Source organism: Gammaproteobacteria bacterium (ex Lamellibrachia satsuma) (assembly GCA_019623805.1).
Lineage (GTDB): Bacteria > Pseudomonadota > Gammaproteobacteria > Chromatiales > Chromatiaceae > QGON01.
Map to the genome: position 1 here is coordinate 1,541,547 of CP053680.1, position 15,945 is coordinate 1,557,491.

A 15,945-nucleotide genomic window follows, 5' to 3' on the forward strand; every position below is an offset into this window, starting at 1 on the left:
TTCCGCCCTATCTTTAATATTACGGCATCTAGTGGAAAAAACTTGAATCTGGGTCGAAAACCACGAAAAAAGGCGGCCGAAGCCGCCTTTTCCACCATTCGTGTCATGAATTTACTTTTTCAGGCCCTGAATATACTGAGCCACTGCTGCAATCTCTGCATCAGTCATGCGGGCAACGACACCTTGCATCATTTGGCTGGCATCGTTAGTACGGGCGGCAGAGCGGAAATCTTTCAACGCCTTTTCTGTGTAAATGGCATGCTGTCCGGCGAGTGCAGGGAAGTTTGCATCCGGGTTGCCGGCGCCTGAAGGACCGTGGCATGCCATGCAGGCAGCAACGCCGGTTCCAGCGTTGCCGGCCCGATAGAGGGACTCACCTAACTCCGCTTTATCTGCAGCTGCGGTACCCATGGTCTTTTTCTGGCTGCTGAAGTAAGCAGCAAGATCAGCGATATCCTGATCTGCCAGGGGCGCGGCCTGAGCCGTCATCAGGGGATCTTTTCGGGCGCCTGACTTGAAATCCCTGATCTGTTTTTCAATGTACTTGGGGTGTTGGCCGGCCAGTTTCGGCCACTGCGCATTTAAACTGTTACCATCAGGACCGTGACATGCCATGCAGGCGGTTGATTTCCCCTTGCCGGCCTCGGCATCACCCGCAGATTGGGCGCCGCTTGCAGCAAACACAAGTGCGATGGAAACAGTTACTAGCCATTTATTCATGTTCAGTCCCGCTGTTTTCGTGCCTGGATTCAGTTTTCAACAGGCCCCAACCAGAAACACCACAGTTAGTGGTTTGATTCCAATCGAACCCGATAACCATAAAAAAGCTGCAAAACTATACCAGAACCTTCTAATAAAGGTCAAAATATCGGGACTCCTAAAATGATGCTTGTCTTGGCCTGGAGCCACAGCGTATGTTTGGACAGCTATTTCGAGGAACCCACATGCAGCAAGATCCTGATGCCCACATCGTAAACAACTGTTTTGCCATTGTTTTCACACCGAGCCGGCGCCGAAATCGTTTTCCCGAAAACTGTGTCGATGTCGTGGCATCCGCCGAGGAGGCGATGGATAGGTCAGATGCCGCCGGCAATACCTATGCGGCCCGGGTAGTTGGGCCATCCCGGTCTTCTGAAGGGCTTCGACTCTACTACCTGGAACAGTGGCTCGACTGAGAGTAACCCGAAACCTCATTTCAGGTTAAAGCTGCAACTTCGACAACTCAGCGTCGATGACGGCAGCATCAAGGTTATCGTAATCCGCCCGGTTGGTTGTCGTTACTCCGCCAGCCATTTCATACCAGGCATAGCCGGTGGTCCAGGGGGCGTGTTCATAACTCCCCTGTTTTCTGCGGGGCAGGCAATAGAGGCTATCGGGGCGGTAGATCAGATTGTAACTAATACCTTCCCGGTGTAATTCGTTCAAGTAGGCCCAAGCCTCAGGCGCGGAGCCAAAGCGCAGGCAGTCCACCGGATAAGGTATCTCCCCTCCGTTGTGTCTCCACTGTTCCGCTTCCAAAGGAAGTGGCTGTTCCCGCACAAACATCTGGAAGTGCAGATGATTGACAGAAGCGAATGCACCGTAACTGTTATAGCCGAAACCCACCCCCGGCAGGCATCCGCCCAACTCTTCGGTCAGATTCCAGATATAGAGATGATAGAGATGTGAAAGATACTGCGGCTCCCGCTCCCTCCGCTCAGGCACCAGCAGGCCATGAAATTGGGCGAATGGAAACTTGTTGTAGAGCAGTTCGACCTCCAATCCGTGCAACTCCCCCTCCCAAAACACCTCTTTACGCAAAAAGGGTTTGTTGAAATGGAAGCCCCGGGGATCGAAAGGACGATGTATTCCGGTAACCTTTTCTCCTGTCATCCGCGCCGGACGGAAGGCCCGGATGTGATTGAACTGTAGTTCCCACTCGTCTGCCCGACGAAACTCTGTCAACGCCACCCCGTCAAAACCAATCGCCATCAATTTAAGGAACACCACCAGATCGTCCGGGGCCGCGGGAACCTCCCGTCCCCCGGAGAGGCTTTCCCGGCAAATCGCCGCCAGCTGTTCGAAACGATATTGGAGGGGCGCTTTTAGTGCTGCATGGATCTCGGGGTCGAAAGTCGCATTAGCGAGACCCAGGATAAAAACACCGAATCCCGGCTGCTCAAGGAGATCCCCAAGGCCGGAAAGAAAAGCCTGACGAAAAGTCTCGATAGATAATAAAGGACTACTCGACATATCGGATCCGGCACTGGCCAACTGAGTCGGAGGAACCTAGTTCTACTTTGTCAGATTCCATCACCCGGCAACCGACTGTTCCAGCGTCTGTTTTCGATATTGGGAGTCGATAGCCGCTTGTCGTTTACGATGCCGTTTCGTCATTTGCCGTAGTATTTCATCGCGTTCAATATCTCGCCGTGGCAGGAAGGCACGCAATAGCGATTCGATGTCTGAACAACTGAGTAAGGGGTGATCATCTTTTTGCACAATTCGCTCTTCGAGCATGAATAACATCGCCATCATGACCAAGGCCATATGGTGATGCCAGGATTTCCATTTACGGGCCTGATAATCAGCAAGACCTGATTCACTCTTACCATCCTGGAACGAACGCTCAACCCAGAACCGCTGCGCCTGCATCTTTGCAAGACAATGGGATGGCGTTTCTTCCGGTGCATTCGACAAGGTGTATTTAATCGTCTCCGGTGAATTGACCTCTCGTCGTACAATCAGGTGCCATTGATGTGCCTGGGCTTCTTTTCCATCCCAAAGCCAAACCCGATGATGCAGGATCTCGACGCGCAGTTTGCCCTTGCTGCTATCCCGTAATACCACTTGCTGCCACTCGCTGTCCCGTTGCTCATTGAGCCACTGGTCAACGCGCAGACGGGCTGCCTGGGCTTGCAGACGACTTCGACGACGACCGCGCGTTGTCGTGCTCTCCGGTATGAACGGCTGTGGATCTTCCAGGTAGACCTGTTGGTCTTTGTGGATGTCCACCACAAAGGTTTCACCCATCGCCTCCAAACCCCTCAGAAAAGCCGGATCCTTCCCGTATCCCCCATCTGCACCCACCCAGGCAAAACGCAGGCCAAGCGTCCTCTGATGACGCACCATCTCCAGCGCCAACTCTGACTTGCTTTGATGTTTCCGTTCAACTTCCGGGATACCCGCCTTGCGACAGCGAGCCGGGTTCGATACCCACTCTTTGGGTAGATAGAGACGTTCATCTATCAGCGTGGACAAGTGCCCTTTACCCAGTGCTGCGAATACACCAACCTGGCAGTTATCCACCTTGCCCTGGCGGCCATTCCATTGGCGTTTAACCCCCACTGAATGTTTACCCTTCTTGGCAAGGCCACTCTCATCGAGCAACAGACAGGTATCCGCGGTTCCACCCAGCCATTGATCGGCTTCCAGCGCCACTTGGTCTAACACCGCACGATGATCCCACGGGGACTCGGTGAGCATATGCTGGAGACGCTGATCATCTGCGCCTGCAACCACCTCTTCCATGCGTTCCATGTTCTTTCTCTGCGCTTGCATCAGGCCTTTGAGATAGTGTGTGACCGGTTGAAACACCGACCTCGTCTTGCTTCGAAAATGGGATTCAAAGCGGTACTGGAAACGTTGGAATCGCTCCGCTATGCGATCGATTCTACTTATGCGCGTATCAGGTAATTCAAATGACCTTGGTGCTTGTCATTTGATGCTCTTCCTTACGATGATTGCCAAGAAATTCACAGCATATATTTTATATTATTCAGTGAGTTACTTATAGATCTAATCTGACAAAGTAGAACTAGGAGGTGGTAAACTCTACATGTGCTGCATTTTCTTCATGTGCACACGAATCTTGCGCACAGGCACTTGCATGGCCTTGGTGGAGCCATCCTCAAACAACAGTGTGACCGGTACATTCTCTCCCGACTTCAGTTTTTGTTTCAGGCCGATAAGCATGAGATGCAGCCCGCCAGGCTGTAGCCTGACCTCCTGGCCGGCCGGCAGATCGACCTGCTTCACGGGACGCATGCGCATCATGCCGCCCTCCATGGTGTGAGTGTGCAACTCCACCACCTTGGCGACAGGGCTCTGCGCCCCTACCAGGGCATGCCCCCGCTGATCACGGTTAGTCAGCCCCATGAAAGCGGCAGTATTGGGCTGCCCCGGCGGCACCCCGCGCACATATGGGTCATCAACATCGACCATACCACCGACATCTCCCGCAGAAACCTGCGCCCCAACGGCAAGCAGAAGTGCACCAAACAGATTCAATCTCATCACTCTCTCCAAAAATATTCGTCGGCTTGTTTGAACATGATGCCGTCCCATCGTTCCCCAATAACTTCTTGGATCATCTTTCTACTTTGTCACATCTCCACAGACAAAAAAACAGGGGGTGGCGGTTTCCACCGCCACCCCCTGTTTCCAACGCTATGCGATGGCATCAAACACTACGCCACCGTCATAAGGAGCATCCCGCGATTACAGGGTACTCAGCCACTTGGCAATCGCCTTCATCTCGTCTTCAGAGACCATAGCCATGATGCCCTTCATCGCAGCGGTCTGGCCATTGTTACGGGCGCCGCTCTTGATGTCTTTCATCTGATTGAAGGCATAGTCAGCACTCTGACCGGCCAGTTTGGGGTACATCGGCATGATCGGAGTCTTGGCATCCTGACCATGGCAGGAGAAGCAGGTCTTTGCCTTGAAGAGTGCGGCGCCATCGGCAGCGGCAACGGAACCAATCATTCCCAGGGACAGGACGGCAGCGCTGGCGGACAGCACCAAAGTTTTCATCTGCATCAAGTGTGTCGCGACGCTCAGGATGCGAAACGGGACATCCCAGTCCCCCTTTCGCCCTCGCTTGTCACGACAGCCTATTGTGCCCCGGCCGCCCTGCGTCCGTGCCGCTTCGCCACACCATTGCTTCGCTCGGCGCTGGCTACGCAGCACTACCTCAAATGGCTAGACGGCGTGTCGGATGCGCTTGCATATGGCCTCCGCTGGCTGCAGAACTTCGTTCTTCCGCCACTCCGGCCATACGCCCGCGCCTACGCCTTCCGGGGACTACGCGCCCTCGCTTCGCTCTCCATGGCGCGCAGCGAATGAGTCAACCTCTAGTTTTGAGTTGGAAAAACTTTTATACCTGAATCCTTGGAAACAGGTTGTAACCTTGGTCGGTGTAAATCTTACACCGCACCTTAAAGCGGCTGGAGGGTATATTACCATCGAGTAAATCGTCCATACAAAGGACATTTGTCAATCTCATAGCCTCTTGGCGGAATAGGCTACGCCACTGTCAATGGCTGCCACCCTTGTCCGACATGTGGGAGAGGTAGAGCGCCAGCCCGAGCAACGCGATGCCACCGGCAAACTGCAACAGATCCATGGGGGTAGTGAAATCCATTCCCAGGGCGAACTCGAAATAGCGCACCACCAGAATCATCATCACCACCTTGGCCAGGCGGCTCTTGAGGTCGTCCAGACTGGTGATCATCAGCACCTTGGAGGCGCCTTCACTGTTTTCCGCCTGATCGATCTTGCTGATGAAGAGTTCATAGAGACCCAGAGAGAAGATCAGCAATACCGTCGCCAACAGATAGCCATCCACGATCTCCACTACATGGGTCACAGTAGAGGAGCGCAGTTCGATCCGGGCTTCAGTTGTCAGATCGGGTGAGGCATAGTGCGCCAGGTGCCCGATCATATAGACTGCATCCACCGACGCCATATAGAACATGGCCAAGGCAGCAGCCAGACTTGCCACCACTGCGGACAGCACCACCAGGCGACTGTTCCAGAGGAAATTCTCGAACATTTTTTCCAAGACTTTTACTCCAATAAATCAGCCCCCTATTATTCAGGCGCTGGATCTCGGGTCAAGCATCTATACCTGATCCGCCACGCTTGATCAGGTCTACTTTCGCTCAATGCAGGGAAATCATATTTCGGAACCGTTCCTGTCACCTGCTTCCCGCTACCTTGCAAGCAAGCCTACCCCCGCCATCCCTGGCGCCACCTCCTAACGCTTTATTACCCCCGGCCCGGACTTCCTGTCCGGTCGTTCGCTACGCTGCAAAGGTCCACTGGACCTTTGCAGCGTAGCTCACCCTTTCGCCTTTCCCCCTCCGCCTTGTAGAATACCCGGCTTTTCCACTCTCAAGACCCTAGCTTAAATGATCGAATTCATCCCAGGCCAACGCTGGATCAGTGATACCGAGTCTGAACTCGGTCTTGGCACCGTGCTGAAAATAGAGGGCCGCACCGTCACACTGCTCTTCATGGCAGCTGGAGAGACGCGCGTCTACGCGATGCAGAACGCCCCACTGACACGCGTGCAGTTCCATACCGGCGACAGCGTGGAGAGCCATGAGGGCTGGATACTGCGCATCTCCAGGGTGGCTGAATCCAACGGCCTGCTCACCTATTGTGGAGTACGTGAGGATGGCAGCGAAGCAGAACTGACAGAGGGTGAACTGAGCAATTTCACCCGTTTTAACAAACCGCAGGACCGTCTGCTGGCGGGACAGATCGATCCAATGAACTGGTTCGACCTGCGCTACCACACTCTGAAAAAACTCGGTCAGCAGGAGAAATCCCCCACCCACGGACTGGGCGGTGCGCGCATCGACCTGATCCCCCACCAGCTCTACATCGCCCATGAAGTGGCCAACCGGCCTGCACCCCGGATACTGCTTGCCGATGAGGTGGGCCTGGGCAAGACCATCGAGGCCTGCCTGATCCTGCACCATCAACTGCTCACCGGTCGCGCCAGCCGGGCACTGATCCTGGTGCCCGACCCCCTGGTCCACCAGTGGCTGGTTGAGTTGATGCGCCGCTTCAACCTGAGGTTCAGTATCCTCGACGAGGAGCGTTGCCAGGCTATCAGTGAGTCGGGACAGGGAGACAATCCGTTCCACGCCGAACAGCTGGTACTTTGCAGTCTCGACCTCTTCAGACAAAATCCCGGCCGACTCTCCCAGGCACTGGAGGGGAGCTGGGATCTGCTGATCGTAGACGAGGCTCACCACCTCGCCTGGTCGGAGGATAACCCCAGTGCCGAATACCTTCTGGTGGAATCCCTCGCACTCAAAACGCCGGGCATACTCTTGCTCACCGCCACCCCTGAACAGCTTGGGCGGGAGGGCCATTTCGCCCGCCTGCGCCTGCTCGATCCCGACCGCTACTTCGATCTGGCTGCGTTTCTCGAAGAGGAGCAGAGCTACCAGCCAGTCGCCAACGCGGTTGAAACCCTGCTGACGGATGGAGACCTCTCGGCAGAATCCGGCGATCTGTTGCTCAATGTGTTGGACGATGAGGAGGGAGCAGCACTATTGCAGCAGCTCCAAGACCCTGCCACCGGCAGCGACCACAAGACGCAGGCGCGAGAGGCCCTGGTAGAACTGCTGCTGGACCGCCACGGCACCGGCCGGGTTCTGTTCCGTAACACCCGTACCCGCATCGAAGGTTTTCCCGAAAGGGAGCTGCACGCCTATCCCCTGCCGCTGCCGGAGCCCTATGAACTCCCCCTGGCTGAACCACTGTCTGCGGCCCAACGACTCACGCCGGAACGCCTCTATCGCGGCACGGGCACCAAAGTCTGGTGGCGAATCGACCCACGGGTCGACTGGATCACCCGCTTCCTACAGGAGAACCCCACCGAGAAGGTGCTGCTCATCTGTGCCCATGCCGAAACAACCATCGACCTGCAGGAGGCACTGCGGCAAAAGGCGGGCATCGGGGCAGCGCTTTTTCACGAGGGGATGTCCATTCTGGAACGCGACCGGGGTGCGGCCTGGTTTGCCGATTCAGAAAACGGCGCCCGCATTCTGCTCTGCTCCGAGATCGGCAGCGAAGGGCGAAACTTCCAGTTTGCCCACCACCTGATCCTGTTCGATTTGCCCCTCGACCCGGATCTGCTGGAGCAACGCATCGGCCGGCTCGACCGGATCGGACAGACAGAAACGGTCAAGATCCATGTCCCCTACCTCGACCCCGGCCCTCAAACCGTGCTGCTGCGCTGGTATCACGAAGGTCTCGACGCCTTCCGCCACAATGTGCCGGGAGCCCACGGCATTCTCTCCCAACTGCGCCCGGTAGTGACCCAGGCACTGGAAGAGGATGATGAAACCGAGGCGCAGGAGCTGCTGTTGGAAACAACCCGAAATCTGCGGGAAGAGACATTCGAAAGATTGCAACAGGGACGTGACCATCTACTCGAACTCGGCGGTTGCCGTGAGCCGATGGCAAGTGAGCTGGTGACAACCCTGCACAGCCAGGATCAGGCACCGGATCTGCAGAACCATATGAACCGGCTGTTCAACAGCTATGGTCTGGAGAGTGAGGAACTGGGGCTCGACAGCATGATCATCCGTCCCGGAGAGCAGGTTTTGGCCGGAGGTTTCCCAGGTCTACCGGAAGAGGGCTTGACCCTCACCTACAGCCGCACCACTGCGCTGGCCCACGAAGACCGGCAATTCTTCACTTGGGAACATCCGCTGGTGAACAGCGCCATGGAGATGGTGATCGACCAGGAGACAGGCAACAGCTCTGCGGTCGGTTACAAAGATAGTAGAATCGCCGCCGGTCAACTGCTGCTCGAGGCCCTCTACGTGGTCGAATGTATCGCCCCCCGCAGCCTGCAACCCGGGCGATTTCTGCCACCCACCCTGATCCGCGTACTGGTCAATGACAAAGGGGAGAGACTCGACCATCAGATCAGCTGCAATGAACTGACCGACCAGGGCAAACCTTTGGGTGCCCGCACAGCCGCACCGGTAATCCGGCAGTTTCGCAACGCCATCCAAAAGCTGGTGAAATTATCTGAGCAGAAGGCACAGCAGCAGGTACCCGAACTGGTCGAGCAGGCTGCAAGCGAGATGATGGAGAGTTATACCAGCGAGATCCAGCGCATGGTGGCGCTCAAACAGTACAATCCCAACGTACGCGACGAGGAGATCGAAGCGCTGCAGGCTCAAGGATTGGCGCTGCATCAACATCTGCAGGATTCTCGACTGAAGTTGGACGCGGTTAGGTTGGTGGTTACGCTTTAAAAAAGGTTTCAGGTTTCAGGTTTCAGGTTTCAGGTTTCAGGTTTCAGGTTTCAGGTTTCAGGTTTCAGGTTTCAGGTTTCAGGTTTCAGGTTTCAGGTTTCAGGTTTCAGGTTTCAGGTTTCAGGTTTCAGGTTTTCCAAAGTTTGTATCTACCCAGAAACGCGTCAAGCTCTATTTAGCAATAATTTTGTAAACTCGCCCTGTCACCTGTCACCTATCACCTGTCACCTGATAACAACTCATCCAAAGGAAAGGGGCTCCTGATCCCATACCCCTGGGCATAATCGACTCCGATTGCCTGTAACTTTTCCAGAATCTCATCGGTTTCGACAAACTCCGCGATTGTCCGCAGCCCCATGATGTGACCGATATTGTTGATCGCCTCTACCATGGAATAGTCGATCGGATCATCAGCCATATCCTTGACGAAGGTGCCGTCGATCTTCAGATAATCTACCGGCAGATGTTTCAGATAACTGAATGAAGAGAGGCCACTGCCGAAGTCATCGAGTGCAAACTCGCAACCATAATTCTGCAAGGTGCGAATAAAATGTTCGGCCGATGAGAGGTTGGCGATCGCCGCCGTTTCGGTAACCTCAAAACAGAGCATGCTTTGATCCAGATCTAATATCCCAAGCTGCTCGAGTATGCAATCCAGTGTCTCATCCCCATTGAGGGAACTGCCGGAGAGATTGATAAAAAAACGGGTTTTCCGGGTAAAGAAAGTCTCACGATGGAGATCGATCAGAGCAGTAATCCTGCGTACAACCCAGCGGTCAATCGCGGGCATCAGATCGTAGCGTTCCGCGGCGGGGATAAAAGCGCCCGGCATGACCAAACCACCGGACTCATCCAGCATACGGATCAACACCTCAAGGTGTTCTCCCCCATCTGCTTTAACATCAGTAGGACGGATCGGCTGCACGTAGAGCACAAAACGATCATCCTCGAGGGCGCTGCGAATCCTTGTCACCCACCGCGCTTCGCCATGCCGCTGGGCGGCGAGGCTTTCCTCAGGGCGATAGACATGCACCTGATTGCGCCCGGCATCCTTGGCGGCATAACAGGCAGTGTCGGCCAGACTCAGGATTTGTTCCACACCCTCACTCTCATGATTGATGCTCACCAACCCGATACTGACCCCCAAATTGAAGTACTTGTCTCCCCAGGCGAATCTAAAATCCTGTATCGAAAGGCGAACCTGATTGGCAATCTTCTCTGCCGCATTAACAGGGCAGTTTCCCAAAAGAATCCCGAACTCATCGCCACCCAACCGGGCAAGTATGTCGTTGCCACGGATCGATTGTTTGATCACCGTGGTGATCTGGCGCAATAACTCATCTCCTGCAATATGCCCACAGGTATCATTGACCATCTTGAAACGGTCAAGGTCTAGATAGAGCAGGCCATGCTCCGTCTGCTCATGACTGGCCAACTCCAACAGGCGGCCCAACTGGCTGTCGAAAGCGATACGATTATAGAGGCCGGTCAGGGCATCATGGCTGGCCTGCCAACTCAGTTGGGCGGCGAGTTTGCGCGACCTGCTGACATCTCTGAATACAATAACCATGCCCTGCATCTCGCCATGCTCATCCCGCACGTTTGCCAACGACTTTTCTATCGGGAAACATAAGCCGTCCCGATGTTTCAGCATCAGCCCCTTGCTTGAGGTGGTTATCAGCTTTTGGAGTGGAAGATAGACCTGCTGCGGATCGACCGAACCACTCCCCTCACACTCCTCGTAGACCCGAAAAACCTCATCCAGTGGCTTACCCTGTGCCAGATCACCGGAGTAACCGATCATGCCTTCGGCAACCAGGTTGATAAATTCCACCCGCCCCGCCTTATCCGTCGCGATTACGGCATCCGCTATGGAAGAGAGCATAGCGCGGGTTCTCAGTTCGCGTTCACGATGCTGGATTGTCTGCTCCCGCAACATCTGATCCCGTGAAACAGCGGAAGTGACGTCGAAGATCTGCACCAGACAGAAACGGCTCTCCAGTGTCAATGGTTTCACTTTGATCATCTGGCTGATGCGATTATCCGCAGCCCGGTCATCCGGCGTCTTATAGAGGGGGAGGATATGTGGATGAAACTTCTGAGACAGCACACCCGACATACCCTGTTCCAATGCAGTCTTCACCACTGCCTGCAGCCGGGAACCTGAAAGTTCAGGGAACAACCGATCCATCTTTTTGCCGGCAGCAGCCGCGAAGGAGACTCCAGAGACCACTTCCAGCCAGCGATTCCAGGCAACGATTTTTCTGTCGGCATCCAGGACGAACATGCCGATATCACTCGCTTCGAGCACCTCATGCAGCAAGAGGGCGGGCAGGATTTGATCATCTGCCAACAAGCTATGGTTCTGGCGGTTCGCGCTGTATCCCAGATCCTGACCTTGCCCGTCCATTCAGAACCCCAGCGAGTTCACGCCATTTCCTGCATAAACTGTTCAAGTTGGGCAATGAACGCCTGTACGGAGTCAACATCCATCATGAGCGTTAGAAACCCTCCCACATTCGTCTTCTGAAGCGTGAAATCCATGCGCAAAATCAATACGGAGCCGCCACCTTTATCGTCAGCCAGGATCATGCCACAGGCACCATGGTCAAACTCTGGCATCTCGTAGTGCAACTCATCACCAAAGATATTTGCCAGACTGCCCAGGCAGGCATTGAGGATGATGTTACCCACCTCGGTCAGCGCCTCCTGTTCCATTTCGGAGAGCATCTCCAGCGTCATCTCCTCTTTCAACAACGCCCGTACCAATTCCACGCTGTTGCCCTCAGGAAAAAGGAGCATGGCATCGCCCCAGAAGGAACCGGTAAAATGTTCACGTACCGCCGATACCCGGTCATCTTTGCCCAGCCCTATCGCCTGCGCTGCCTCTGGTCGGGGCACGATAGTCACACTGGGGACTGAAAGCATCACCTCTTCCCCAACCATCTGACTCAAAGCCGACGCAGCAGTCCCCATGCCGATATTGAGCAATTCAGATATTGCGTCTTCCTGCAGTTCAGTGAGTTCCATTATGGACATCCACAAACTCAGCGATCTTATCTTCGGTGATCGGTTTCTGAATAAAACCGACACCTGCAGACTCCGCCCGCAGGCGTATGGTGTCCTGAATATTAGCCGTCAGCAAAGCGATGGACGCATCAGGAAAACGCTGGCGCATATGCTCCGCCAGAGTCAGTCCATCCATCCCGGGCATGTTGTAATCCAGGGTCATAATATCCACCGTTTCAGCCTCGCTTTTTACCAGGGCATCCTCACCATTTTCTGCTTCGATGATGTTCCAGTCACCTTGGACCTGCTTTACGATGGCACGGACCATCATGCGGGAGAGTTTACTGTCATCAACGATCAGCATTGTTGCTTCTGGCATTGGAGGTCTTCCTCATTTTTGTATTGGGGTGAAGCCATGCAATAGCATGTGTCCTTGCCTCTCTCAATATAAGCGGCTGGAAAACAGGAATACTTTAGGAAAAAAAGGCGCTTTTACCAGAAAGAATCCCTTCAATGCCCATGGAAACCGGCCTATCGAGTCACCACCTCAATCTCTTGCAGTGAGAGGCACCGATAGGCGCCCGGCGCCAAATTTTCATCCAATTCAAGGTTGCCGATAGAAACCCGGTGCAGACCAATCACCCGGTTACCTACTGCGGCAAACATTCGCTTGACCTGATGGTAACGTCCTTCGGTGATAGTCAGGAGACAGATTCTCTCTGCGAGAATTTCGAGCATCGCCGGTTGGGTGGGTTGCGGCTCGTTGCGTAGCAACACGCCCTGCCGCAGTTTCTCCGCATCTGAAGCCGTCAATGGTTCAGCAAGGGTGACGCGATAGCGCTTCCGGCACTTACGGCCCGGCGCAACGATACGGTGGGACCATTGGCCGTCACTGGTGATCAACACCAGACCAGTGGCATCGATATCAAGCCGCCCCGCAAAATGAAGGTCGCCGGTTATTACCTCATCCAGCAGCTCAAGCACAGTGGGGTGTTGGGGATCCCCGGTGGAGCAGACATAGCCTTGCGGTTTGTGCAGCATGAAGTAACGAGGACCAGGTTGGCCCGTCTCGTTACCATCAAGGATTACCTGTGTTTCCGGCACAACGCTCCGAGACATGTTTTTTTCTGTCTCTCCGTCGACCATTACCCTTCCCGCACGTATCGCTTTTTGCGCCTGCGAACGGGAAAGCCGGGTTACGCTGCTTAAATATTTATCGAGTCTCATGTGAGGTGACAGTTGGGTCGATAGCCATGTAAATCTCAGAGGCACAAATAAAACGATAACCTGAAACTATTGTATTATTCCGTAGCCTATCCTGCTCGTCTCCCCCTGAAGTTAACAATCGACTCTGTCGTCCGGTTGATGTAGTATCCGCGCTTCTGATGCACTTCGGTCTGCATCCTTTCTGTGTGATTACACTCCGTAATCCGATTTTTCCAAAGATCATCCCTGGACCGTAGCAAGGCTCAACGCCCTGTTTGTGATGATCCGGAGCTTTTCCCAATCATGTCTTTCGATACTCTCGGCCTGTCGGCCGAACTGCTGCGTGCCGTGTCTGAATCCGGTTACAGCGAACCCACACCCATCCAACGCCAGGCAATTCCCGTTATTCTTGAAGGGCGCGACATTATGGGCGGTGCCCAGACGGGTACCGGCAAGACCGCCGGTTTCACCCTGCCGATGTTGCAACTCTTGAACCAGCACGCTCAGGGCAAGGGACAGCGCCCGGTACGCGCCCTGGTGTTGACACCAACCCGTGAGCTTGCCGCTCAGGTAGGTGAGAGCGTGGCGACCTACGGCAGACACCTGCCATTGAAATCCACCGTCATCTTCGGTGGCGTAAAAATAGGTCCTCAGATCAATACGCTGCGCCATGGTGTCGACATTCTTGTCGCAACCCCGGGCCGCCTGCTCGACCATGTGCAGCAGAAGACCCTGGATCTTTCAAAGGTTGAAATCCTGGTACTGGATGAGGCGGACCGGATGCTCGACATGGGCTTTATCCACGACATCCGCAAGGTGCTGGCACTGTTGCCCAACCGCCGGCAGAACCTGCTCTTCTCCGCCACCTTCTCGGGAGAGATCAAGACCCTTGCCGACAGCCTGTTGAATTCACCCACGCTGATCGAGGTAGCACGACGTAACACCGCCGCCGAGACAGTGGCCCAGATCGTCTATCCGGTAGACAAAAAGCGCAAGCGCGAACTGCTCTCCTACCTGATCGGCTCCCGCAACTGGCGGCAGGTATTGGTCTTCACCCGCACCAAACATGGTGCCAACCGGCTGGCCCAGCAGTTGGAGAAGGATGGCCTCAGCGCCGCCGCGATCCATGGCAACAAGAGTCAGGGGGCGCGTACCCGGGCGCTGGCCGGTTTCAAAGCCGGCGATGTCCGGGTGCTTGTGGCGACTGACATTGCTGCCCGTGGTCTCGACATCGACCAGTTGCCCCACGTGGTCAATTTCGAACTGCCCAACGTGTCGGAAGACTACGTGCACCGTATCGGTCGCACCGGACGGGCAGGCAACGAGGGCGAGGCGGCATCTCTGGTCTGCATCGATGAGCATAAGTTGCTGAAGGATATCGAGCGACTGCTGAAGCGTTCGATCCCGCAGGAAGTATTGCCGGGTTACGAACCGGACCCAAGCATCAAGGCCGAGCCGATCCGCAATGGCCGCAACAGCACCCGTCACACCCATGGCAGGGCCGACAAGCCACGCCGCAAAGAGGGGCGTCCCGGTCGGCGTAAAAGGGCTTCCGGCAACAGGCAGGAGAGCAATACCCAGCAGGAGCGGAAAGGCGGAAACCGGTCTGACAGTAGCAGTAAACCGACCAGTTCCCGGCCAGCCAACGCCAGGCAGCGCCCCACAAACAAGCCCGCCAGACGAAGCGGCAAGCGCAGACAGGGGGGGGAGACGCCTTCGCTGTTGGGCTAACGCAAAGCCGGGACCATCTAACAGGTGATCCCGAACAGTAACCCACATCCTGGTTGACAGTCTGAACTGTCAACCAGGATGTGGTCAGAGCCGACAATGCCTGGATGTATCAGGAACAGATACCGGTAACTGTCATGTTACCCGCACACTTGCTGCAGGATTGCCTTGATATCCAAAAATTCTATTTTCTTCGTATGGTTTCGGATAATACCGTCACTCTGAAGTTTGGTCAGTGTCCGGCTGAGGGATTCAGGCCGTAAACCCAGATAACTGGCAATATCCCCCTTTGACATGGGCAGCTGCACACTGCCTGTGTTATCGCTCTTCTCAATGATCTTCTTTTCGCACAGCATCTGCAGAAAAGACAACAACCGCTTTTCAGCGCTCATATAGCGCCCATGCACAATGGTGTCGTTCGTGTAGCGGATCTTCTGCCCCAGGATAATCATCAACTTCCGTTGCAACCTCGGCACGAACGAACAAAGCGACTCGAGGTGGTCAAAAGGGAGTTCACAAACCAGGGTCAGCTCCAATGCGATGGCATCATGGCCGTATTGATGGGCACCGATCGATTCCAGCCCCACAAGGTCACCCCGAAAAAAGAAACCGTCTACCAGCTTGGTGCCTTCAAAAGAGGCGGTTTCTATCTTGACGGCACCCGACTGAATGACAAACAGGGACTTGAATTTATTCTCTACCCTGAAGATGTTCTCTCCTGGCTTAAAAGGCCCGAGAGTACGGGTAATCTTCCGTAACCCCTGTATCTGCTCTTCACTAAGTCCCTCCCCCAGACAATGGCCCTTCGCTTCACACTCAGAACAATCCTGCTCAGATTGATTCTCAGAGGACTCTCCTTGCGGTGATAGCACCTGATTTTCCTCGTCTATTTCACTGGTCATTGTGTTTTTTCATTTCCCAAAAGAATGAAAAAAAGGGGCTGGAGTCAAAC

The 15,945-nt window shown here is 54.8% G+C and carries 14 protein-coding genes; 3 read left to right on the forward strand and 11 right to left on the reverse strand.

Annotated features, from left to right (window positions below):
- Positions 1 to 111 precede the first annotated feature (111 nt).
- Positions 112 to 720, reverse strand: a complete 609-nt coding sequence (locus HPY30_06480) for a cytochrome c4 (GenBank protein ID QYZ65670.1) — start codon at positions 718 to 720, stop codon at positions 112 to 114.
- 224 nt (positions 721 to 944) lie between these two features.
- Between HPY30_06480 and HPY30_06485 the strand changes: the two genes are divergently transcribed.
- Positions 945 to 1,175, forward strand: a complete 231-nt coding sequence (locus HPY30_06485) for a hypothetical protein (protein QYZ65671.1) — start codon at positions 945 to 947, stop codon at positions 1,173 to 1,175.
- Between the two features lie 25 nt (positions 1,176 to 1,200).
- Here the strand turns inward: HPY30_06485 and HPY30_06490 are convergent, their stop codons facing one another.
- The 5 genes from HPY30_06490 to HPY30_06510 all read right to left on the reverse strand — a co-directional run bounded on the left by HPY30_06490 (position 1,201) and on the right by HPY30_06510 (position 5,815).
- Complete coding sequence (locus HPY30_06490) at positions 1,201 to 2,232, reverse strand: hypothetical protein (protein QYZ65672.1); 1,032 nt, start codon at positions 2,230 to 2,232, stop codon at positions 1,201 to 1,203.
- 60 nt (positions 2,233 to 2,292) lie between these two features.
- Entirely contained in the window at positions 2,293 to 3,540 is a 1,248-nt protein-coding gene (locus tag HPY30_06495; GenBank protein ID QYZ65673.1) for an IS701 family transposase, read from the reverse strand.
- Positions 3,541 to 3,813: 273 nt separating this feature from the next.
- The gene (locus HPY30_06500) at positions 3,814 to 4,275 is read right to left on the reverse strand and encodes a copper chaperone PCu(A)C (protein QYZ65674.1); all 462 of its coding nucleotides are present in this window, start codon (positions 4,273 to 4,275) and stop codon (positions 3,814 to 3,816) included.
- A 204-nt stretch (positions 4,276 to 4,479) separates the two neighbouring features.
- A complete protein-coding gene (locus tag HPY30_06505) occupies positions 4,480 to 4,794 on the reverse strand; it encodes a cytochrome c (protein ID QYZ67933.1) in 315 nt (104 codons plus the stop codon).
- 502 nt (positions 4,795 to 5,296) lie between these two features.
- On the reverse strand, positions 5,297 to 5,815 hold the full coding sequence (locus tag HPY30_06510; GenBank protein QYZ67934.1) for a YqhA family protein: 519 nt from the start codon (positions 5,813 to 5,815) through the stop codon (positions 5,297 to 5,299).
- Between the two features lie 358 nt (positions 5,816 to 6,173).
- Between HPY30_06510 and rapA the strand changes: the two genes are divergently transcribed.
- Positions 6,174 to 9,050 (forward strand): RNA polymerase-associated protein RapA, encoded by a 2,877-nt coding sequence (gene rapA / locus HPY30_06515; protein QYZ65675.1) that lies wholly within the window; start codon positions 6,174 to 6,176, stop codon positions 9,048 to 9,050.
- A 217-nt stretch (positions 9,051 to 9,267) separates the two neighbouring features.
- On the opposite strand, the gene HPY30_06520 is transcribed toward rapA, so the two are convergent.
- The 4 genes from HPY30_06520 to rsuA all read right to left on the reverse strand — a co-directional run bounded on the left by HPY30_06520 (position 9,268) and on the right by rsuA (position 13,286).
- On the reverse strand, positions 9,268 to 11,460 hold the full coding sequence (locus HPY30_06520) for an EAL domain-containing protein (GenBank protein QYZ65676.1): 2,193 nt from the start codon (positions 11,458 to 11,460) through the stop codon (positions 9,268 to 9,270).
- 17 nt (positions 11,461 to 11,477) lie between these two features.
- Positions 11,478 to 12,080, reverse strand: coding sequence for a chemotaxis protein CheC (locus HPY30_06525; GenBank protein ID QYZ65677.1), 603 nt, complete (start codon positions 12,078 to 12,080; stop codon positions 11,478 to 11,480).
- Positions 12,067 to 12,438, reverse strand: coding sequence for a response regulator (locus HPY30_06530; protein QYZ65678.1), 372 nt, complete (start codon positions 12,436 to 12,438; stop codon positions 12,067 to 12,069). Before HPY30_06530 ends, HPY30_06525 begins: the two co-directional genes overlap by 14 nt.
- Positions 12,439 to 12,590: 152 nt before the next feature.
- The gene (gene rsuA, locus HPY30_06535) at positions 12,591 to 13,286 is read right to left on the reverse strand and encodes a 16S rRNA pseudouridine(516) synthase RsuA (GenBank protein ID QYZ65679.1); all 696 of its coding nucleotides are present in this window, start codon (positions 13,284 to 13,286) and stop codon (positions 12,591 to 12,593) included.
- A gap of 282 nt (positions 13,287 to 13,568) precedes the next feature.
- Here rsuA and rhlE point away from each other — a divergent pair, with 282 nt between their 5' ends.
- A complete protein-coding gene (gene rhlE / locus HPY30_06540; GenBank protein ID QYZ65680.1) occupies positions 13,569 to 14,996 on the forward strand; it encodes an ATP-dependent RNA helicase RhlE in 1,428 nt (475 codons plus the stop codon).
- A gap of 137 nt (positions 14,997 to 15,133) precedes the next feature.
- Here rhlE and HPY30_06545 read toward each other — a convergent pair whose 3' ends face one another.
- Positions 15,134 to 15,895, reverse strand: a complete 762-nt coding sequence (locus tag HPY30_06545) for a helix-turn-helix domain-containing protein (GenBank protein QYZ65681.1) — start codon at positions 15,893 to 15,895, stop codon at positions 15,134 to 15,136.
- Positions 15,896 to 15,945 lie beyond the last annotated feature (50 nt).